Source organism: Hymenobacter oligotrophus (genome assembly GCF_003574965.1).
In the GTDB taxonomy this organism is placed as follows: Bacteria; Bacteroidota; Bacteroidia; order Cytophagales; family Hymenobacteraceae; genus Solirubrum; species Solirubrum oligotrophum.
Map to the genome: position 1 here is coordinate 479517 of NZ_CP032317.1, position 20204 is coordinate 499720.

At 58.0% G+C, this 20204-nt stretch carries 14 protein-coding genes; 8 read left to right on the forward strand and 6 right to left on the reverse strand.

The genetic code is table 11. From position 1 onward, the window contains the following. Positions 1 to 96 precede the first annotated feature (96 nt). The 4 genes from D3Y59_RS02010 (at position 97) to D3Y59_RS02025 (ending at position 9540) form a co-directional block, all read left to right on the forward strand. A complete protein-coding gene (locus D3Y59_RS02010; protein ID WP_119443519.1) occupies positions 97 to 681 on the forward strand; it encodes a hypothetical protein in 585 nt (194 codons plus the stop codon). A 405-nt stretch (positions 682 to 1086) separates the two neighbouring features. Then, positions 1087 to 2604: a beta-sandwich domain-containing protein gene (locus tag D3Y59_RS02015; RefSeq protein ID WP_119443520.1), complete on the forward strand. Its 1518-nt coding sequence runs from the start codon at positions 1087 to 1089 to the stop codon at positions 2602 to 2604. 825 nt (positions 2605 to 3429) lie between these two features. Beyond that, positions 3430 to 6243: a T9SS type A sorting domain-containing protein gene (locus D3Y59_RS02020; protein WP_162910481.1), complete on the forward strand. Its 2814-nt coding sequence runs from the start codon at positions 3430 to 3432 to the stop codon at positions 6241 to 6243. A gap of 336 nt (positions 6244 to 6579) precedes the next feature. After that, positions 6580 to 9540: a T9SS type A sorting domain-containing protein gene (locus D3Y59_RS02025; protein ID WP_162910482.1), complete on the forward strand. Its 2961-nt coding sequence runs from the start codon at positions 6580 to 6582 to the stop codon at positions 9538 to 9540. Positions 9541 to 9901: 361 nt separating this feature from the next. Here D3Y59_RS02025 and D3Y59_RS02030 read toward each other — a convergent pair whose 3' ends face one another. From D3Y59_RS02030 to D3Y59_RS02045, 4 genes are all read right to left on the reverse strand, one after another. Beyond that, entirely contained in the window at positions 9902 to 10228 is a 327-nt protein-coding gene (locus D3Y59_RS02030; protein WP_119443523.1) for a HesB/IscA family protein, read from the reverse strand. An 89-nt stretch (positions 10229 to 10317) separates the two neighbouring features. Continuing rightward, complete coding sequence (locus tag D3Y59_RS02035) at positions 10318 to 10725, reverse strand: hypothetical protein (RefSeq protein ID WP_119443524.1); 408 nt, start codon at positions 10723 to 10725, stop codon at positions 10318 to 10320. A 96-nt stretch (positions 10726 to 10821) separates the two neighbouring features. After that, the gene (iscU, locus tag D3Y59_RS02040; RefSeq protein WP_119443525.1) at positions 10822 to 11238 is read right to left on the reverse strand and encodes a Fe-S cluster assembly scaffold IscU; all 417 of its coding nucleotides are present in this window, start codon (positions 11236 to 11238) and stop codon (positions 10822 to 10824) included. 96 nt (positions 11239 to 11334) lie between these two features. Then, complete coding sequence (locus D3Y59_RS02045) at positions 11335 to 12549, reverse strand: IscS subfamily cysteine desulfurase (protein WP_119443526.1); 1215 nt, start codon at positions 12547 to 12549, stop codon at positions 11335 to 11337. A gap of 152 nt (positions 12550 to 12701) precedes the next feature. On the opposite strand from D3Y59_RS02045, the gene mce reads away from it, so the two are divergent. From mce to D3Y59_RS02060, 3 genes are all read left to right on the forward strand, one after another. Then, the gene (mce, locus tag D3Y59_RS02050) at positions 12702 to 13127 is read left to right on the forward strand and encodes a methylmalonyl-CoA epimerase (RefSeq protein ID WP_119443527.1); all 426 of its coding nucleotides are present in this window, start codon (positions 12702 to 12704) and stop codon (positions 13125 to 13127) included. Between the two features lie 3 nt (positions 13128 to 13130). After that, positions 13131 to 13712: an L-threonylcarbamoyladenylate synthase gene (locus D3Y59_RS02055; protein WP_119443528.1), complete on the forward strand. Its 582-nt coding sequence runs from the start codon at positions 13131 to 13133 to the stop codon at positions 13710 to 13712. A gap of 223 nt (positions 13713 to 13935) precedes the next feature. Next, positions 13936 to 15396, forward strand: coding sequence for a CCA tRNA nucleotidyltransferase (locus tag D3Y59_RS02060; protein ID WP_119443529.1), 1461 nt, complete (start codon positions 13936 to 13938; stop codon positions 15394 to 15396). A gap of 299 nt (positions 15397 to 15695) precedes the next feature. Here D3Y59_RS02060 and D3Y59_RS02065 read toward each other — a convergent pair whose 3' ends face one another. After that, a complete protein-coding gene (locus D3Y59_RS02065; RefSeq protein ID WP_119443530.1) occupies positions 15696 to 18287 on the reverse strand; it encodes a PspC domain-containing protein in 2592 nt (863 codons plus the stop codon). Between the two features lie 29 nt (positions 18288 to 18316). Next, a complete protein-coding gene (locus D3Y59_RS02070; RefSeq protein ID WP_119443531.1) occupies positions 18317 to 18691 on the reverse strand; it encodes a PadR family transcriptional regulator in 375 nt (124 codons plus the stop codon). A gap of 353 nt (positions 18692 to 19044) precedes the next feature. Between D3Y59_RS02070 and D3Y59_RS02075 the strand changes: the two genes are divergently transcribed. Then, positions 19045 to 20154, forward strand: a complete 1110-nt coding sequence (locus D3Y59_RS02075; protein WP_240410477.1) for a putative type IX sorting system protein PorV2 — start codon at positions 19045 to 19047, stop codon at positions 20152 to 20154. The last annotated feature ends 50 nt before the right edge of the window (positions 20155 to 20204 follow it).

Here is a 20204-nt window from a genome sequence, read left to right on the forward strand (position 1 = left end):
AGCGCGGGTGCGCTCCGAACACCCCAGCCACCGGATCCGCTTGCTTGGCAGGCGGGTCCGGTTTGCTAGGTTAAAGCGCATCCATCAGCCCAAGCCATGAGCAAGGTTTTTGCACTTTTCACCGGGTTGCTGGTGCTGTTGGGCACCTGCCCGGCGTGGGCCCAACAACGGCCGGAAAGCGAATCGGCACGGGCCGAGCAGCGCTTGGCCGAGGAAATTGGCCTGGAGCGCGTGCCGGTAACGGCACCCAATCCAGCCAATGCCAACAACGTGGCCACGCTGCTCCAGCAGGGTGTGGGCAACCAAGCACAGTCCATCCAAACCAACCCGGGTGTGCTGTCGAACCTGGCCTACATTCGGCAAGTAGGAGCTTCCAACGAGGCTCAGCTCAGCCAAACCGGCAGCGGCAACCGCACCACGGTGCGGCAGCAAGGCAACCGCAACCGCTTTGCGGGTTCGGTGGTCGGCGATGAAAACGAGATAGAAGTGGTGCAACAAGGCAGCCGCAACGTGGTCAACAGCGAGGTTGTCAACGACGGTCGTCAGTACACCATCCTGCAGCAGGGCAACAACAACCAGCTGAACCAGGTGGAAACGTCGCCGGCTTCGCCCAAAGGCTACACCGTGGAGATGCGCGGCAACGGCATCAACATCACGATTGAGCAAGGCAAAGCTTGGTAACACCCTCTAACCGCGCCGCCCGGGCCAGCACGCCGCATAGGCTGCGCTGGCCCGGGTTTGGTTTTGGCGTCCACTGTAGATTGAAAAAATATAGTAATAATCGAATTATTATTTTACCTTACCTCATCCATTCAACGCTGCCGCATGTTGGTTTTGCTTGATATGCCTTGGGTTGGTGCCCTGCATTGCCGGGCCGTATCCGCCTATGCCTTTGAAATGCATTTCACCGCCGTTGCCAGTGGTTCGGGTCTTGATCAGCACCTAGGCAACCGCGCCCGCGGGGTACCCTAGGTGCGCCTGTTGCCGGGTGCAGCAGGCAGCATTGGCTTGGTGTCGATGCCCCTGCTTTTACTTCACCACAGTTAGTCCCTCATATTCTTACCTCTACTTCATCCCACCTCCACCATGTTCGCTTATTTAACTCGCTCTGCCCTGCGCTGGCGCCCACTGGGCGTGTGGGCGTGGCTGGCAATGCTACTGCTCACCGCCTGCACCGAGGAACCAGTTGAGCCGTTGTTGGTTGGCCACATCGATGGCGTGGTAAAAGATAGCCGCACCAATGCACCTGTGCCCAACGTAGCCATCAGCACCAACCCGGCCTCTACGTCGCTCACCACCGATGCCGCAGGCCAGTTCAGCTTCCGCGACCTAGAGATTGGCAAGTATTCCCTGAGCGTGCGGCGGGCGGGCTACCGCACCGAAACCGTAAACGTAACGGTGAGCCAAGACAAGGCCACAACTGTTACCGTGGTACTCGAGCAATCCACCAGCAACCAGCGCCCTAACGCGCCCACCAAACCGCTGCCGGCCACCGCCGCTACCAACCAGGATATAAATCTGAAGCTCAAGTGGAAAGCTACTGACCCCGACGCCGGCGATTCTTTGCGCTACGACGTGGTGCTGTACCAAAGCAACTCCAGCCAGCAGCAATCGTTGCTCAGCAACAGCCGCGACACTACCGTGCAGGTAAGCAACCTGAAGTTCAACACCACTTATTTCTGGCAGGTAACCGTGCGCGACAAAGCCGGCGAAACCGTGCGCGGCGACGTCTGGACGTTCACAACCAAACCCATGCCGGAGCTGCGTTACCTATTTGCGCGCGAAACCAACGGCAACACCGATATATACGCCGCCGACGGTGCCGCCGACGGCGTCGTGATTCGCCTGACCAATGCGGCGAGCATTGAAACGGCGCCGCAACTCAGCCCCATGCGCGACCGAATTGCGTTTACTAGCAACGCCACCGGCGAGTACCAGATTTACACCATGAACCGCGACGGCTCCGATCCGCGGCGCGTGACAAATGTGTCGGTAGCGGGCTACTCCAACAAGGGCACGGCCTACCGGTGGTCGCCCGACGGCGCCCACTTTATCTACGCCCACTACGACCAGCTGTATCGCATCAACCGCGATGGTACCGGGCTAACGCTGCTGGCCACAGCACCAGCTGGGCGCCACTTCCGCGAAATGGATTGGGCCGAGCTGCAGAATGAAATCCTCGTGCAAACCATTGGATCCAGTGTTTTCGACGCCGAAGTATATACCTACCGGGCCAACGGTACCCTGCTCGGCATGGCCCTAGGTAATTTGCCCGGCCGCACCGACTCGCCTTGTTACAGCATCGATGGCAAAACGTGGTTGTACACCCGCGATATATCGGGCGTGAATAATATTACCGGTCGCCAACTCGATGCCCGTATTTTCGCCGCCCGCACCGACGGATCGGGCGTGGTTGATGTGTCCTCCAAAAAGCTGGCTGGCACCAACGATTTGCACCCGCGCTATTCGCCCGATGGCTCCAAAATCATTTTCGTGAACGTGTCGAACGACAACGTATCACCACCCGAAGTGTGGATCATGGACACCGACGGAAACAACCGTAAAATGCTCTTCCAAAACGCGACCTTACCCGATTGGAAATAGGGTGTTCAGATTATCACTTCGAAGCCGAGCCCAGCCGCCCGGATCTGCATAACTCAAGCAGACCGGAGGGCTGGGCTCGGCTTTGTGCACTTCGGTTATATATCTGAGAGGGGTCAAGGAGAATAGTTTAGGCTAGGGTGTTAGGTACTTCGCATTATGTTGCGGACTTTTGTAGCCGACCTGGCTTATTAGCTAAAATGTAGAATATACTATCTAAGCTTACTTGAAATCTGTCCGAAATCAAATAGCTGTGTTTCTGAACAAAGTTTTACGGAGAGCAGGCTAGCTGAATAGTATGGCACAAGATGTGTTAAGGTGATTTTTCTGTAACGCTCCGGCAAATTTTTTCTTTGAATAGGAAAAATGAAATAAAATGTGAAAAAAGTAAATACCCTTTTCGCAAACTCAGCGTAAGCAGGCTCAAATTCAAACCAACCATTTGTAACCATTTCTTCCCTATATATGAAAAACGCTTACTTACGCGCAACAAGGCGGGCTAGTAGCTGGCAGTTTTGCGCGCTGTTGTTCATGTTGTTGAGTGTGTCGTTTGCCAGCCTTGCGCAGACGATTACGCTTACGCCGTCGCAAGCCGGCGACCCGCAGGACTTTGGCAGCGTTACGGTAGGTCAAACTTCTACCCCAAAAGAGTACGTTGTTACTGGCAGCAATCTGCTGGATGATGTCTCGGTTGCCATCCCCACCCGGTTCGAGGCTAGTTTGAATGCGAACGGTCCTTTTAGTGGAAACACTATTTCTTTTTCGCCTGATGGTTCTGGCAATGTTACTGGTACCATATATGTGCGTTTTCGCCCAACCACAGCTGGAGTGACTAATCGCACCTTGTTTGCTAACACGGTGGATCAGGACGGTGAGGTCGTGGCTTCGTCGCCTGCCATCCGATTGACTGGCACTGGCGTTGCTAGCTCACCTACCATCAATGTTTCTCCTACTGCTCTAGGTTTTGGTACGCAAACGATTAACACTACCTCGGCTCCGCAAACCATTACCATTACAGGGTTGTCGCTTACGGACCGTATTACCGTTACAGCTCCGACCGGTTTCCTAGTTGGTAACAACGGTACCTACGCGGCTACTACCACGCTTCCTGCTGCTGGCGGTTCTGTTGACGTAGTATTCAATCCTACGGCTGTACAGAACTACGTTGATGTGGTGACATTCAGCAGCACCGGCGCTGCTAACAAAACCGTATCTGTTTCAGGTACGGGGGAGTTTCCGGCACCAGTGCTCAATGTGTCGCCTACGAGCCTGAACTTCGGAACCATTGACCAAGGTTCGAATAGCCCGGTACAAAGCATTCAGGTGAGCGGTGATTTCCTATCGACCGATGGCACGGGCTCAGTGTCCGTAAGTGCACCCTCGGGCTTCCTGATTCGCACCGGTACCAACAACTTCGGTCCTGGCCCCATTGCTCTGCCACTCGTGAACGGCAGCTTGGCACAAACCACAGTTGACGTAATCTTCGCACCAAATACTTCTGGTTCGTTCAGCGGCAACATTTCATTTGTGGCGCCGCGCATCACGCGCAACGTAGCGGTGCAAGGCCAAGCCAACGCCGTAACTACGCCTACCATCACTGTTAACCCCGATAACCTGGAGTTCAATACAGTTTCGAACTCTGGTTCGGGTCAGACGCTATCGTTCACGGTACGCGCCATCAACCTCGATGAGCCGCTGGTGCTTACCGGTTCGGCAAACAATATCGTGTTCCGCGACGCCACTGCTGGCGGCGGCTTCGTAAGCGGTACACTTAGCATCAATCCCGACGCTGACAAATCGTTGGTGCGCGTAATTGAAGTGCGCTTGGTGGGTCCGTTTAACGGTGCTCCCAGCTTTAGCGGTACCATCACGGCATCAAGCAAAGACGCTGCCTCGCGTACGGTTACGGTTACTGCTTCGCCGGTATTGGCTGGCAACTCGGTAATCAACGTATCCGGCGACTTGGCCCAATTCTCTACGGTGCCTGGTGTGCCATCGGCTACCCAAACCTACACGGTAGAAGGATCGAATTTGCTGCAAGCCGTAACGGTGCAGGCGCCGCCTTTCTTCCAAATTAGCAAGACGGCCGATTTTACGTCCCTGAACGGTGCTACTGGCAACTCGCTTCAGTTTGCGCCAGATCGTGGCAACGACCTGCTTACTAAAACGATTTACATCCGATACCTGCCGCCGAACGCCCGCGACGATGCCGAAAGCATTTTGCACTCGAGCGACCCCGCTCAGGGCGTGGCCAAGCCTGTAACCGGCACCAGCCAACCGACTATCTTCTTGGCTAACGCTTTCAGCGAGGTTCGTCAGGTGGTAATCAACACCACTTCGACACCCCAACGAATCACTTTGCGTGCCGAGCGTGTGCGTAGAAACATCACGTTCTCTACTACTGTTGAACCTAACACGTTTAACCCAAGCAACACGCAGCAATTCGAGTTCTCGCTTACAGGTGCCGAAGGCTCCTATCAAAATTCGTTGACCGTAAGCCCGGACGCTACCACCTTTAGCGTAAACCAGGAGATTTTCGTGCGCTACAAGCCTACTTACTTGGGCAGCGCTCTAGGTCAGTTGCGTTACCAAAGCGACGACTTCGTTACCTCGAATCAGCAGTTCTTCCAAAACAACGGATTGCTCTCGGGTCGCTCGATTGATACGCAGCCAACCAAAGAAGCTACGGTGCAAGACAACACCCTGCGCGTTACTCGTTCGGGTAGCACGGCCACGGTTGAGTTCTTGCTCCCGCCCAATTACGTAGCCGAAGGTTACGGCGAGGGTCGCCTGATTGTAGCCAGCGAAAATGCCGCTCTGCCGCCCACTAACCAGCCGGTTGATGGCACTTCGTACCAGACGGGTAACCAGCGCTACGGCGAAGGTCCGCAATTGGCCCCGGGATACTTCTCGGTGTACGCTGGTCCGAATTCGCAAGCTATTATCGAGAACCTGGACCCGACGAAAGATTACTACTTCTACATCTTCGAGTTCAACAACGTATTCCGTTTGGGCAACACCGACTTTGCGGTGCAAACGGCGGAAAACTACAAGACCCCGACGGTGCCCGATCCGATCATCGGTATTCGCCTGCCTGGTCAGCCGCAGCCACCGCTGCCCGTTGAGTTGGTATCGTTCGATGCGAAGCTGCACAATGCTAAGGTGTACTTAAACTGGGCTACTGCGCAAGAGAAGAACAACCGCGGCTTTGAAGTAGAACGCAGCCAAAACGGCACCGAATTCGCTAGCATCGGTTTTAAAGCTGGCCATGGTAATTCGGCCCGTCGCCACGAGTACAGCCTAGTTGATGAGCAGCCCTTGGCCGGTGTTTCGTACTACCGCCTAAAGCAAATCGACAACGACGGCACGGTGAACTACTCGCCGGTGCTGACCGTGAAAAATGGTCGCGTAGCCGATGTAGCGGTGTACCCGAACCCGGTAGAAGACGCACTGAACGTGCGTTTGAGCCACGGTGGTACCGACGCCGACGTGGTAATTTCTGATTTGCTGGGCCGTACGGTGATGAGCGGCAAGCTCTCTGCCAACGGTACCTTCAACACCAGCAACTTGAAGCCCGGCAACTACATCGTTACCATCAGCAACGGTGTTGAGAAAGTAACCCGGAAGGTGACGAAGCGCTAAGCACTTACCAACCGACCTTGCAAAAGCCCCTGCCCACGGCAGGGGCTTTTTGTTTGTATATCAATCTATTAAAGCTCAACAATAAGAGAATAATGCAATTCTGTTGAACTCTACAATTACAGAAGTGTTAGGGCTGCTATCGAGCGTTAGTTGCAACCAGATAGTCGTTCTATGATTACAACCTCTTCTACTTTTTGGAGCTGTGGATTGATGTTGCGGGTGTGGTGGCTTGTTATGCTGCTGGGCAGCAGTAGCCTTGGCCTAGCGCAATCGGCGATTACACCGGTGCACACCGGTCGGTTGGCCGACTTTACTGCTTGGAATTACGGCGGTGATGTGAGCACGCAAACAGTAAGCAGCAACGACTATTTGCGCCTGCTGAACAGCGCCGCTACGGTAACCACGCCAACGTTCAACTTCGCGAACTACACCTCAAAATCGCTCAATTTTCGGGTGCGAACTTTCAACGGGGTGGACGCTGCGAAGAACACAATTACTGTTACCGTATCTGCCGACAACGGGGCCACTTGGGCTGCTGGGTCGTACACCCGAACGCCCGGCTCCAGTACGCTTACCGCGGTAAGTACGATTGATCTGTCTGGCATCAACGCCACGCAGGTAAAAATTCGTTTTCAAAGCCTAGGTGCCGACGGGGCCGTGGGCGTAGGCATCGACGACATTGCTATTACTGGGACTATCAACAGTGCCAACGTGAACATTGGTGCGCCGGTGTTGTCGGAAGCGGCCGTGTGTGCAGGTGCCAACCTAAACGTAGCGTTTGCGGCGAACGGCACCTTTGGGAGCGGGAATGTATTCACGGCGCAGTTGTCCGACGCGGCCGGGAGCTTTGCCAACCCAACCAGCATTGGAAGTGCCGCTGCCTCACCGATTGCGGCCGTAGTTCCGGGTAACGCTGTTGCGGGAACGGTGTATTTGGTGCGGGTGGTAGCCAGCAACCCGGGCGTTAGTAGCCCCAACTCTGCCGCGCTGCAAGTGGCAAAACCAATTGTAAGTGTTGCGCCTGCTGGCGTGCAGAGCATTGCCCTAGGTAGCAGCGGCTTGGTACTGACGGCCACCGAAACACCAGGCGTAACAAAGCGGCAATGGGCCATGGCCACCAGTGCCGCGGGCCCATTTACAGCCATTGCTGGCGAGGTAGGCGCTACGTATACGCCCAGTTTTTCGGCCGCCGGCTCGTACTATGTGGTAGTGCAGTCGGAATTTGGTGGGCCGTGCAACACCACCGTGCGCAGCAACGCGGTACAGGTAAACGTGACGCTACCGAAAACGCTGCTGCGCTGGGATGGTGGCGGCGACCGGGTATCGTTTACGGACCCCAACAACTGGAGCCCCGATCTAGTACCCGCGGACGGTTACGACCTATTGCTCGATCATACGTTCGTCACGTCGGCTTACCAAGTAATGCTGCCGACCGGCGCACCGGTGCCGTTGAGCCTGTCTTCGATGGTGGTAAACCCCAACGGAGGCGCGGCCATTACGGTAACGCTACCCAGCGGCAACACCACCGACGACTACTTGCGGTTTACGCGCGCCACCGATGCCTTGGTGCTGCACAGCGGGGCCACCTTTGTAAACAACTCTGGCTCTGGCGCGGGCACTCCGGTTGATGTAAGCACCGCCGGCAGCAACTTTGTGGTGTACAACGGCGCGGCATATGTGCACCGTACCAACCGTTCGGTGTCAGCGTTGCTCGACAACCTGTCGGCTACCGATGGGACCGAAAATGGCTTGTTTGCTTTTGAAACCATTGGCACCAGCAGCTCAACCGTTTCACTGAACGGCCGCACTTTTGGACGTTTGGCTTTTCGGGCGGTTGCGGGTAATATCAGCTACTCTTCTTCGGGGACAAATGCGCTGACCATCCGCGGCAACCTGGAGATAGAGCCAGGCGCTACGTTGGTTATCAACCTCAACGCCGACGTTACGTTGCGCGGAAACCTGATCAACAACGGCAACTTCCGCTTTTCGCCGAGTAGCTCCACAGCCCGGCCACGCCTGATTTTTGCGGGTACTACGCCCCAAACCATCAGCGGCACTGCCCTAGGTGGTACCACCAGTTCATCGTACCTAGGAGCCAACGTGGTGCTGCAACTCAACAACAACCTAGGATTGAGCCTTGCCACGCCCGTTACCCTAAACGCCGGTGCTGCCTCGGCAGCCAACAACGGCGGCTTAGAGTTGTTGAGCGGCAAACTGAGCAGCAGCGCCAGCGCACCGCTGACGATGGCACCCAATGCATTGGTAATAAATACCGCCGCCAATAGCTACGTGAGCGGACCTATGATCCGGGAAGTAGCGCTGGTAGCCTCAACGGGCGCCGAGCAGCCAGCCAGCAACCCGGTACTTGATTTTCCGGTGGGTACTGCCGAACGCACGCGCACCGTTTCGCTTACACTTTCGCCGGGCTCAACAGGTACGGCGTCGTATTTGGTAGAGGCCTTGGAGCAGGCCGCGCCCGCGCTGGGGCTGCCTGCCACGCTCGAGCGCGTATCGGCGGTGCGCCACTACCGGGTGCAGCGCCTAGGTGGTAGCGCAACTATCGCCCAAGCCAGCATTGCGCTGCCCATTGCCACCGACGATTTTGTGAGCAACCTAGCGGGCCTGCGCGTGGCTGCTGCCGGAAAGGAGCAAAGCACGTTTAGCGACCTGCAGGGCACCGTAAACAACGGGGCTATTGTGGCACCGGTACCGACGGGGCTGAACACGCAAGCATACGTTTTTGCGCTGGCAAGTGCAGTGGGCGCCAACAATCCGTTGCCCGTGGAGCTTACCGCCTTCACGGCCGCGCGGCAACAGCAGCATGTGCTGCTGCGCTGGCAAACCGCGCAGGAGCTGAACAGCGCTTGGTTTGAGGTGCAGCGTAGCACCGACGGGAGCCGTTTTGTGGGTGTGGGGCGGGTAGCCGCTGCTGGCCAGAGCGCCGGGCTGCGCGAGTACCGCTTGCTCGATGCCGACGCGCCGGCCGGCAGACTTTACTACCGCATGCAGCAATTCGATACCGACGGCAAATCAACGTTTTCGCCGGTGGTAACGGTGGCTGCGCAGCGGCCGCTTACTGTTGGCGTGTACCCAAACCCAGCCAGCGAGGTACTGCATATCGATGCACCGGGGGCTGCTGTGCGGTGGCAAGTGCGCAACCACCTAGGCCAAGTGCGGTTACAGGGCTCAGCTGCCGGCCCTACGGCTATAAAAATCAGCAATTTGCCTGCGGGTGTTTACTTCCTGCACGTGCTCAGCGAGGGTCAGCACACCGAACATAAATTTATCAAACGGTAAGCCTGCCGCCCGCACCAAAACCTGTTCATCGCCAGAGTTTTGGTGCGGGCGGTGGTCGGGTTTCAACTGGTTTCAATTTGTGCGCTGAGCAGCTGTACCTAAGTAAGCGTACCCAAATGAACGTCATGCCGAGCTTGTTGAAGCATCTCTGCCGCTTCGCCAGATACTATTCAGCGAAGCGGCAGAGATGCTTCGACGAAGCGGACGCCAGATGAGCATGACGCCCAGACGTGTACGGTTATTTTCGACCGACTATTTAACAGTGCGCCCGGTATCCAATCCCTAGGTAGTCAAACCAAAAACGCGAGGCCTCCCCGGCAAGCAGGGGAGGCCTCGCGTTTTTATAAAACCGGGCAATGCGCTACACCGAGAAACTCTCACCGCAGCCGCAAGTACGCGAAGCGTTAGGGTTATTGAAGAAAAAGCCTTTGCCGTTAAGCCCGTCCGAAAAGTCGAGCTCGGTGCCGGCCAAGTACAAGAAGCTTTTCATATCGACCACCACACGCACGCCCTTATCCTCGAACTCTTGGTCCATGGGCTTTACTTCGTCGTCGAAATCAAGCTTGTACGAAAGGCCCGAACAGCCTCCGCCCGCCACCGAAGCGCGCAAGCGGAAAGCATCGGTCAGGCCGGCGTCGCTGCGCAGGCGCTCCACTTTCTCCTTGGCTTTGTCTGAAACGGTAATCATGATGTATAGTACTTGGTATGGAGTACTTAGTAGCTAGACAAAAGATGCCGAGAAATAGTGTCTCAGCACAATGTACTAACCACCGACTACTAAGAAGAAGGGTTGAGTACGACGCTGAATACCGTGATGGTGTTCAAATCGCGGCCGTAGTACAGCTTATCCAAAGCTTCGTACGCGTTGTGGGCCCGGAAATACGAAGTCTGCAGTTCCTTGTCGCCGCGGGCCCGCCACTGGATGGTGTAGGAGCTTTCGTTGTCGCGAAAGTTTTGCACGTAAGCCAGCATCTTGCGCAATGCGTCGAGCTTGTCGTAGCCAACTTCGTACCGAAACAGAAAGCTTTGGTGGTGGCGCGGATTGACGGTAATCAAATCCAAGCGCACTTGCCCGTCGAGCTGGCGGTAATCGAACAGCAAGTTACCGGGCTGCATGCCTAGCGTCTCTTCGATCAGCCGCTGCACGCGGGCGCTTTCAACGTGAACGTCGTTTGAAACTTCCATTGGAACTGGTTGTCAGTTAACAGTTGCGGGTTGTCAGGTTGTTCAGGCCCGAAAAAAGGCACTGACAACCGACAACCCACAACTGACAACTCCAGATTAGTGATGCGACTTGGCGGCTTCCAACTCGGGCAAGCCGTTCTTCACGCGGAAGTCGTTGATGGCCGCCTTGATGGCGTCTTCGGCCAGTACCGAGCAGTGGATTTTAACCGGCGGCAGGGCCAGCTCTTCCACAATCTCCATATTGTCGATGGCCAAGGCCTCGTCAACGGATTTGCCTTTCAGCCACTCGGTAGCGAGCGACGAAGAAGCAATGGCCGAGCCGCAGCCAAAGGTCTTGAACTTGGCATCGGTGATGATGTTGGTGGTTTCGTCAACCTCGATCTGCAGGCGCATTACGTCGCCGCATTCGGGGGCACCCACCAGCCCGGTGCCTACGTTCTTTTTGCTTTTATCCAGCGTACCTACGTTGCGCGGGTTGCTGTAGTGGTCGATTACTTTATCGGAGTAAGCCATGGCTTTTGTTGGTAGTCAATACTTGGTATTTGGTAGTCGGAGCAGGCAGCCAGCAAAAGAAGTCTTAACACTGGCTGCTTACTACCTAATACCTGATTAATGTTCAGCCCACTCGATGGAGTTGAGGTCGATGCCTTCTTTGAACATCTCCCACAGCGGCGACATCTCGCGGAGCTTGGTTACGGCCTCTTTTACGTGGCCAATGGCGTAGTCAATCTGCTCGTCGGTGGTGAAGCGCGACAGGCCAAAGCGCAGCGAAGAGTGCGCCAAGTCGTCGCTCAGGCCCAGCGCCTTAAGCACGTACGAAGGCTCCAGCGAGGCCGAGGTACAGGCCGAGCCCGACGATACAGCTAGGTCTTTCACGCCCATCATCAGGCCTTCGCCCTCAACGTACTTAAACGAGATGTTGGTGGTGTGCGGCAAGCGGTGCTCGCGCGAACCGTTCACGTAGCTTTCTTCCAGCGTCAACAGCTCGCGCTCCAAACGGTCGCGCATGGCTGCGATGCGCTGGGTGTCGGCATCCATGTCCAAGCGAGCCAGCTCGCAGGCCTTGCCCAGGCCTACAATGCCAGGCACGTTGAGGGTACCCGAGCGCATGCCGCGCTCGTGGCCGCCGCCGTCCATCTGGGCGGTTACTTTCACACGCGGGTTCTTGCGGCGAACGTACAACGCGCCGATGCCCTTGGGGCCGTACATTTTGTGACCCGAGAACGACATCAGATCAATGCCGTCGGCGATTACGTCGACCGGAATTTTGCCCACCGATTGGGTACCGTCGGTGAAGAACAGCGCGCCGTACTTCTTGGCAATAGCCGAGATTTCGCGGATGGGCTGAATCACGCCGATTTCGTTGTTGGCGTACATGATGCTTACCAGAATGGTCTGGGGCGTCATGGCGGCTTCCAGCTCAGCTAGGTCGATAAGACCCTCGGCGTTGACGGGGAGGTAGGTTACGCGGGCACCCAGCTTCTCGAGGTGCTTGCAGGTATCGAGCACAGCTTTGTGCTCGGTGGTGGCGGTGATGATGTGGTTGCCCTTCTGGGCATACATCTCATACACACCCTTGATGGCGAGGTTGTCCGACTCGGTTGCGCCCGAGGTGAAAATAATTTCCTTGGGGTCGCAGTTAATCAGCTGCGCAATTTGCTCGCGGGCGTAGTCCACGGCTTCTTCGGCTTGCCAGCCAAAGGCGTGGTTGCGCGAGGCGGCGTTGCCGAAATGCTCGGTGAAATAAGGCAACATGGCCTCCAGCACGCGCGGATCGAGCGGGGTGGTGGCGTTGTTGTCGAGGTAAATGGGCAGCTTAAGCATGGTGCTTTCTATTGACGGCGTAAAGGTAGCTAGCGGAGAATGATTCGCCACTAGAACAGCAAAGTTGACGCGTAGGTTTACTTTTACCGCACAAAAGTAGACACAATCCAAATAAGCTGGGCACACCGGCCGCAGCCTTTATCTCAACCCCCATGTTTACCAATCTGGAACACCTAGGCCTGGCTGTAAACAACCTCGAAGCAGCCACTGCGCTCTACACTACTTTGCTCGGGATGGAGCCCTACAAGCGCGAAACCGTGGCGAGCGAAGGTGTGGACACCGTGTTCTTCCGAGTAGGGGGCTCCAAGATCGAGCTGCTGGGCGGCACCACGCCCGAAAGCGCCATCACCAAGTTTGTGGCCAAGAAGGGGGAGGGCATTCATCACGTGGCATTTGAGGTGAGCGACATCCGGGCCGAGATGCAGCGCCTGCGCGAAGCGGGCTTTCAGCTGCTCAACGAGCAACCCAAGCGCGGCGCCGACAACAAGCTGGTGTGCTTTGTGCACCCCAAAAGCGCGCACGGCGTATTGGTGGAGCTCTGCCAGGAAATCACCTCGACGGATATAGAAGTGGACTAGCCCATGAGCACCAAACACATGCTGAACGAAGTCGACGCCGCCGTCGATGCGCTGATCATGCAGCTGATCATCCTGTACCCAACTGATACGGTGTGGGGGCTGGGCTGCGATGCAGAAGTGCCCCGCGCGGTAGAGAAACTTTACAAGCTGAAGCAGCGCCCCGAGGGCAAAGGCTGCATTGTGCTGGTGGCCGACGAGACAATGTTTGCGCGCTACGCCGAGCAGGTGCCGGCCAACCTAGCGGAGCTGCTGAGCCAGCAGGAGCGGCCTACAACGTACGTGGTAAAGGGCAGCCGGCACCTAGCCCCCAATCTGTTGAGCGCCGATGGCACCATTGGGCTGCGCGTGGTGCGCCATGACGATTTCACGCACAAGCTGGTGCGGCGCCTAGGTCATGGCGTAGTATCTACTTCCGCCAACCTCAGCGGCGAGCCAGCCCCGACCTCTTACAAAGACATAACCCCCGCCATTGTACGCGCCGCCGACCACGTGGTAAGCTGGCGCCAGGACGACGACAGCCCCGTTGCCCCCTCGCGCGTGGTGCGCGTGTTGCCCGATGGCTCGCTGGAAGTACTGCGCGATTAAGCCCTGCTTTGGTAACCTAAGCACGGCGACCAGCAGATAGCAGGCCCTAGGTATGTGGTGTGCGTTTGGCTGCCGGCAGTACCCTAGGTCGGCAGAAGCCTCAGGCCGCTCGGCACCGCCCTGGGTTGTGGCCCTGGGTACATCTGCGTTTGCAAAAGCAGCTAAATCTGTTCGGCCAGCGGCTTGTGCCGTACCTTTGCGGCTTCCATCACCCGCTTTTCGCATGAACCTGCCGCCCCAGCTGCCCGACCTGCCTTTGTTCCGAACCATTGCCGAAGCCGCCCACGAGCTGGGTTACCCGGCGTATGTGATTGGCGGGTACGTGCGCGACCTGGCCTTGCAGCGCGAAAGCAAAGACGTGGACGTGGTATGCGTGGGCGACGGAATACAGCTAGCCCAAGCCGTGGGCCGCAAGCTGCCCAACCGGCCCCGCGTAACCGTGTTCAAAAACTTCGGGACGGCCATGCTGCCCACGCCCGACATTGAGGTGGAGTTTGTGGGCGCCCGCAAGGAGAGCTACCGCGCCGAGAGCCGCAAACCCGAGGTAGAAGCCGGCACCCTGGAAGAAGACCTTGCCCGTCGCGATTTCACCATCAACGCCCTAGGGCTGAGCCTGAACCCCAACGATTTTGGGGCGCTGATCGACCGGTACAACGGCGTGCAGGACTTGCAGGACAAGATCATTCGCACGCCGCTCGACCCCGACGTTACGTTTTCTGACGATCCGCTGCGCATGATGCGGGCCATTCGGTTTGCCACGCAGCTCAACTTCGACATCGACCCCGACACCTTCGATGCCATTGCCCGCAACAAGGAGCGCATCCAGATTGTGTCGCAAGAGCGGATTACCGTCGAGCTGAACAAGATCATCATGGCGCCCAAGCCGAGCTATGGCTTCAAGCTGTTGTTTGCCAGCGGGCTGCTGCAGCTCATCTTCCCGAAGATGGCCGCTTTGCAGGGCGTGGAGCGCCGCGGGCAGCACGCCCACAAAGACAACTTTTACCACACGCTGCAGGTGCTCGACAACGTGGTGGAGGCCGGTGCCGATTTGTGGCTGCGCTGGGCCGCCATTCTGCACGACATTGCCAAGCCGCCCACCAAGCGCTTCGACCCGAAAGTGGGCTGGACGTTTCATGGCCACGAAGACAAAGGCGCCCGTTGGGTGCCCGGCATCTTCGCCGACCTGAAGCTGCCCCTAGGTGAGGAGATGCGCATGGTGCAAAAGCTGGTGAAGCTGCACCTGCGGCCCATTGCCTTGGTAAAGGAAACCGTAACCGACTCGGCCGTGCGCCGCTTGCTGTTTGAGGCCGGCGACGACATCGACCGGCTCATGACGCTTTGCCGCGCCGACATCACCAGCAAAGACCACCAGCGCGTGGCCCGCTACCTGCGCAACTTCGATGTGGTTGAGCAGAAGTTGAAAGAAGTAGAGGAGAAAGACCACCTGCGCAACTTCAAACCCGTAATTACCGGCGAAGTAATTATGCAAACCTTCGGCCTTTCGCCCTCCAAAGCGGTGGGCGAACTGAAGGAAGCCTTGCTCGAGGCCATCCTCGACGGCAAGGTGCGCAACGAGTTCGACGAAGCGTACGCGTTTCTGCTGGAGCTGGGGCAACGCAAAGGTCTTGCGCCCCAGCCCGCCGGTGCCGCGGGCACGGCCCCCTCGGCAGCTACGCAGGCCTAACCGACCTAGGGAAAAACAAAACGACGCGCCGATTTCGGCGCGTCGTTTTGTTTTACTGTGGCTGTCAACACCCGCTGCGAGTTCGAGGAAACCGTCACCTTCCAGTTGCAGCGCGAAAGGTAGCAGGTCTCCTCGGGGGCAACCATTCACTCACCAAGGAGCCCCTAAACTCGTCGAGTTGTAGCGGTAGGTGTTCAGTTTCATGCCCATGCTTACGCAGTTGGCCGGCGAAGGATACACCTGTAATATAAGCAGTAGCGTGGTAATCAATTACCTGGCCCCCGGCTTTATTTACGGGGCTACTCCTCCACGCGCGTTACCTTGGATGCCCCCGATTTGCTGTTGCGCACGTTGGTGGGGCTGCCGCTGTAGGCTACTTGGCTGGCGCCCGAAACATCGGTGCGCAGCTGGCGCACCACCTGCAGGCGGGCTTTGCTCACGCCCGTCAGCTCTACCTCGGCGTTGTTCACGGCAAATTCGCCGGCTTGCACCTCGCAAGCGCCGCTGCCTTCGATGCGCAGCTGATCGGCACGACCCGTCAGCGACGATTTGCAGGCGCCGGCCAGGTCGAGCGACAAGGTGTTGCAGTTACCGGCAAAGCGCAGGTGGCTGGCGCCGGCCTGCTCCACCTCGAGGTTGCCCAAGTCTTCGAAACCGGTGGCCTCGGCCTTCACGGCGCCGGCCAGCTCCAGGCCGCGCAGCGTGGGCAGCGTAACCTCCACCAGCACTTCGTCGCCATCGGTGCGGCGCCAGTTGCCCAACAAGCTGGTGTTGCGGGGGCGCACCACCAGCTCGTCGCCGTTGCGGTGCACGTCGAGCTGAGTCAGTTCGCGCTCGGTGCCGTAGGCCTGCACTTTGTACTCGCCGCCCTGGCGCAGTACCACGTGGTAGGCGCCGTTAACTTCTACCTTGCTAAAATCGCGCTCGGTGTAATTGCGACGGGCAGTGCCGTAGTCGGCCGGGTCGGTCGAGAAGTCGTCGATGTCGCCTAGGTCCACATCAATGTTTACGTCCTCGTCGTCGGTGTCCACGTCGATGCGCACGCCGTTGCTGTCGAACTCGCCTTCGTAGTACTCGTCATCGTCGTCTTCGGGCTTCGGAAAGTCAGCCTCCGTGCAATCAACGCATTCGAGTTGGCTGCCGCGCAAGCGGTACAGGTGCTTCGATACATCGTCGGGGCGCTTGTCGCTGAGGAAGTTATAATCGTCGAGCAGATAAGCGAAAGCCGGCGTGATGCGGAATTGCTTGTTGCGCGGCAAGCGCAGGGTAACATCGAGCTCTTGGGCGCGGAAAATGGCACCCGGGCGGAACGAGAAGCGGTTGTCGAGTACCACGCTGGAGTCGCGGAGCACGGCGCGGTAGGCAATGGAGTTGCGGGCCGTGTTGGTGGCATCCTCGAAGGTGCGGCCGTGGGCGCGCACTTCTTGCGTGAAGGCAATTACGTTGCCGCTATCGGCAGCCGCGAAGATGATTTCGGGCTGCATGTCCCAGTCGTAATCGAGGCGGCGCGCGTCGAGCGTAACGGTGTTGCCCGGCAGGGCTCCTAGGTTGCGGGTGCTCGTGTAGCTGCCTTCCTCCTGAAACTCCTGCGAGGTACGAACCCCGCCGGCAATCGAGCCCACGATGCCCAGCATCCAGAGGCCCAGCAAAATCAGCGTAAGCGTGCGGCCCAGCAGCCAGCGGCGCATCAGCAAGCCAATACCCGAGAACAGGAGCAGCAACACCGGAATGCCCGCGGCCAGAAAACCGCTAACCACAAACCACCACGGCACACCCGCCAATACGGCGTAGGCCGGGCCGTTGCCCAACTGAATGTTCTGCGACTCGGGCAGCAGGCCCACGGCCACGCCGGCCACAATCAGCAGGCCCATAAGCAGGCCAAAGCCAGCCAGAATAAACATGAAGCCTACAAACACGCGTACTACCGTGCCGAGCACCCGGGCCACCGGCCGAACGCCGCGCCCCACCTCTTCGATAAACGCACCTACCGGACGATTACTGACTGGCGTAGTGCCTTGGTTGCGCAGGCTTTGCTCGAGGCCCGAGAGGGTTACGGCTTCGCCGCGCATTTGCGCCTTCTGGGATAGGGTGCGCGCAGGCGGCACCACCATCCACAGAATCAGGTACAGCAGCAGGCCCGTGCCCCCCAAGAAGATGCTCAGCACGAACACGATGCGCAGAATGGCTACCTCGATGCCCATGTAGGCGGCCAAACCCGCGGCCACACCGCCGATTGAGCCGTTGTCGGTGTCGCGGAATAGTTTGCGCGTCACGTCGTCGTCGGGCATGGGGCGGTCGTCGAAGCGCTTGGGCAGCGCAATCCAGAGCACCACGTAGGTGAGCAGGCTGATGGCCGGCAGGGCACCCACAAAGTCGCCGATAACGGGCGAAAACAGCGTGCCGATGAAGATCAGGCGCACCCACAGCGGGTTGAGGTTAAAGTAGCGTGCCAAGCCGGCGGCCACGCCCGCCACGCGGCGGTTGGTCATGTCGCGGTACAGGCGGCGGGGTTCCTCTACCACCGTGGCAGCAGGGGCCGCGGCCGTGGCGGTGCCGGCGTAGGCGCCGCCACCTAGGGGCTGGCCGTAGCTGGCGGTGTCGGCAGCGTCGTCGTCGTCGAGCTGGCCGTCCTGCTGAAAGTCCTGTACGCGGCCCATTTTAGCTACCACAGCGTCCACGTCTTCGAACGTGATAACCTGTTTGGTGCTGGAGAGGCGGGCGGCAAAGATTTCGGCAATGCGGCCTTCGATGTCGGCCACGATTTCCTCGTGTCCGCGGTAGGTGCTGAAGTACGCTTTCACGTCCTGCAGGTAGCGCTGGAGTACTTCGTAGCCATCTTCCTCAATGTGGAAGATCAGGCCCTGCAGATTGATGCTGATATTCTTTTTCATCGCAGTGCTGCAACTGTAGGGGTGGTGAGTCAGATGGAGGCGCCGGCGGGCGCGACGCTGGGGGAGGAGTTGCCGTTGGGCTTGGAGCGGATGATCTGGAGCGAGTCCTCAATCTCCTCCCACGTTAGGCGCAACTCGTGCAAGAACTGCTGCCCCACCTCCGTGAGGGTGTAGTACTTGCGAGGTGGGCCGCTGCTCGATTCCTTCCAGGTGTAATCGAGCAGGCCAGCGTTCTTGAGGCGCGTGAGCAGAGGGTACAGCGTGCCCTCCACCACAATCATGCGGGCTTGGGTTAGCTCCTCCAGCATATCGGAGGCATACACCTCGCCCCGCGCAATGATTTCCAGGATGCAGAATTCCAGAATGCCCTTCCGCATCTGCACTTGGGTGTTTTCGACTTTCATAGGCTTTGCGGGCAGTAGTCGGTGAAGTATGGTACAAATATAAAAGCAGGTACTTTGTAAAGCAAGGTACTTGGTTAAAATAATTTTTGTTTCACGATGTTCCGTTAAAAAATGATTTGAGGCTCAGGAATTTGCGTAAGCAAGTGCAGCCGAGGGTTCAGTAGGGCGAGGGCTGCCGGTGCATGCCGCTCCCAAAAAGCACCTAGAGCGGAAACTTCTGCCGGCCGGTTGGGCTTTGGCTTGCAGCCGCTCGGTACGCGGGGCGGCAGCGGGGTTGGGCTTCCGGCGCTGCACTATTAATAAGTAACTTGCGTTGTGAAATCCAGTTTGTAAGCTGGCGTTCTTGTTATTCTATGGCACACCTTTTCCGTAGGTTTATTATTGCGTTGCTGACTACGCCGCTGATGGGCGTGGCAGCGGCGCAGGCGCAATCTTCGCCGCCCCGCGACAACACCCCCAAATACAGCAACGACTTTCTGTCGATTGGCGTGGGCGGGCGCGCTTTGGCCATGGGCAGCACGCAGGTAAGCCTGGCCGACGACGCCACTGCTGGCTACTGGAACCCCGCCGGCCTGCTGCGCCAAAAAACCAAGTACGACGCCGTGCTGATGCACTCCGAACTATTTTCGGGCATCGTGAAGAACGATTACGCGGCTTTCTCGATGCCGCTCGACGAGCGCAGCGCCATAGGGGCCAGCATTATCCGGGTAGGCGTAGATGACATTCCGGATACCCGTGCCCTGGTAAACGAGTACAACCAGATTTCCTACGACCGCATCACGTACTTCTCGGTGGCCGATTATGGCTTGCTGCTTTCGTACGCCCGCAAGCTGGAGGCCGTGGAAGGGTTGCAACTGGGAGCCAACGCCAAAATTATTTACCGCAACGTGGGCGATTACGCCAACGCCTGGGGCTTTGGCATCGATGCCGGCGCGCAATACGAGCGCAACAACTGGCGCTTCGGCCTAATGGCACGCGACGTCACCACCACCCACAACACCTGGAAAATCAACACCGATAAATTCCAGCCCACCATCGATACCCTGGACTTCGTGCCGAGCAACAGCACCGAGGTAACGCTGCCGCGGTTTGTGCTGGGCGTAAGCCGCTCCTTCAAGCTGCCCGGCGAGCTAACAGCCGTGGTGGCTACCGACCTCGAAATTACCACCGATGGCAAGCGCAACACGCCCATTGCCAGTAACTTCGTGAGCATTGCGCCGCATATCGGAGCCGAAATAGGCTACCGCAACCTGCTGTTTTTGCGCGGCGGCGCCACCAACGTGCAGCGGATTCAGGCTTTCAGCGGCAAGGAGGAGTGGAAGGTGCAGCCTACCCTAGGGGTGGGCGTAGCCCTGAGCGGCCTGCGCCTCGATTTGGCGTTGTCGCGCTTGGCTATTGAGCGGCTGGGCCAAAACTCGCAGGCCAACTCCATCATGGTATCGTTGGGGTACGCATTTAAATAAACCGCATTTGCTTGTGGCGGCTGCCCCTAGGTGCCTGCCGCCGGCTTTAT

What these genes read in the sequence shown, in the direction of transcription:
- D3Y59_RS02060 (WP_119443529.1), top strand. Translation starts at nt 13,936, where the DNA reads ATGAACCTGCCGCCCCAGCTGCCCGACCTGCCTTTGTTCCGAACCATT.
- D3Y59_RS02075 (WP_240410477.1), top strand. Translation starts at nt 19,045, where the DNA reads ATGGCACACCTTTTCCGTAGGTTTATTATTGCGTTGCTGACTACGCCG.
- D3Y59_RS02055 (WP_119443528.1), top strand. Translation starts at nt 13,131, where the DNA reads ATGAGCACCAAACACATGCTGAACGAAGTCGACGCCGCCGTCGATGCG.
- D3Y59_RS02010 (WP_119443519.1), top strand. Translation starts at nt 97, where the DNA reads ATGAGCAAGGTTTTTGCACTTTTCACCGGGTTGCTGGTGCTGTTGGGC.
- D3Y59_RS02065 (WP_119443530.1), bottom strand. Translation starts at nt 18,287, where the DNA reads ATGAAAAAGAATATCAGCATCAATCTGCAGGGCCTGATCTTCCACATT.
- D3Y59_RS02035 (WP_119443524.1), bottom strand. Translation starts at nt 10,725, where the DNA reads ATGGAAGTTTCAAACGACGTTCACGTTGAAAGCGCCCGCGTGCAGCGG.
- D3Y59_RS02045 (WP_119443526.1), bottom strand. Translation starts at nt 12,549, where the DNA reads ATGCTTAAGCTGCCCATTTACCTCGACAACAACGCCACCACCCCGCTC.
- iscU (WP_119443525.1), bottom strand. Translation starts at nt 11,238, where the DNA reads ATGGCTTACTCCGATAAAGTAATCGACCACTACAGCAACCCGCGCAAC.
- mce (WP_119443527.1), top strand. Translation starts at nt 12,702, where the DNA reads ATGTTTACCAATCTGGAACACCTAGGCCTGGCTGTAAACAACCTCGAA.
- D3Y59_RS02015 (WP_119443520.1), top strand. Translation starts at nt 1,087, where the DNA reads ATGTTCGCTTATTTAACTCGCTCTGCCCTGCGCTGGCGCCCACTGGGC.
- D3Y59_RS02030 (WP_119443523.1), bottom strand. Translation starts at nt 10,228, where the DNA reads ATGATTACCGTTTCAGACAAAGCCAAGGAGAAAGTGGAGCGCCTGCGC.
- D3Y59_RS02070 (WP_119443531.1), bottom strand. Translation starts at nt 18,691, where the DNA reads ATGAAAGTCGAAAACACCCAAGTGCAGATGCGGAAGGGCATTCTGGAA.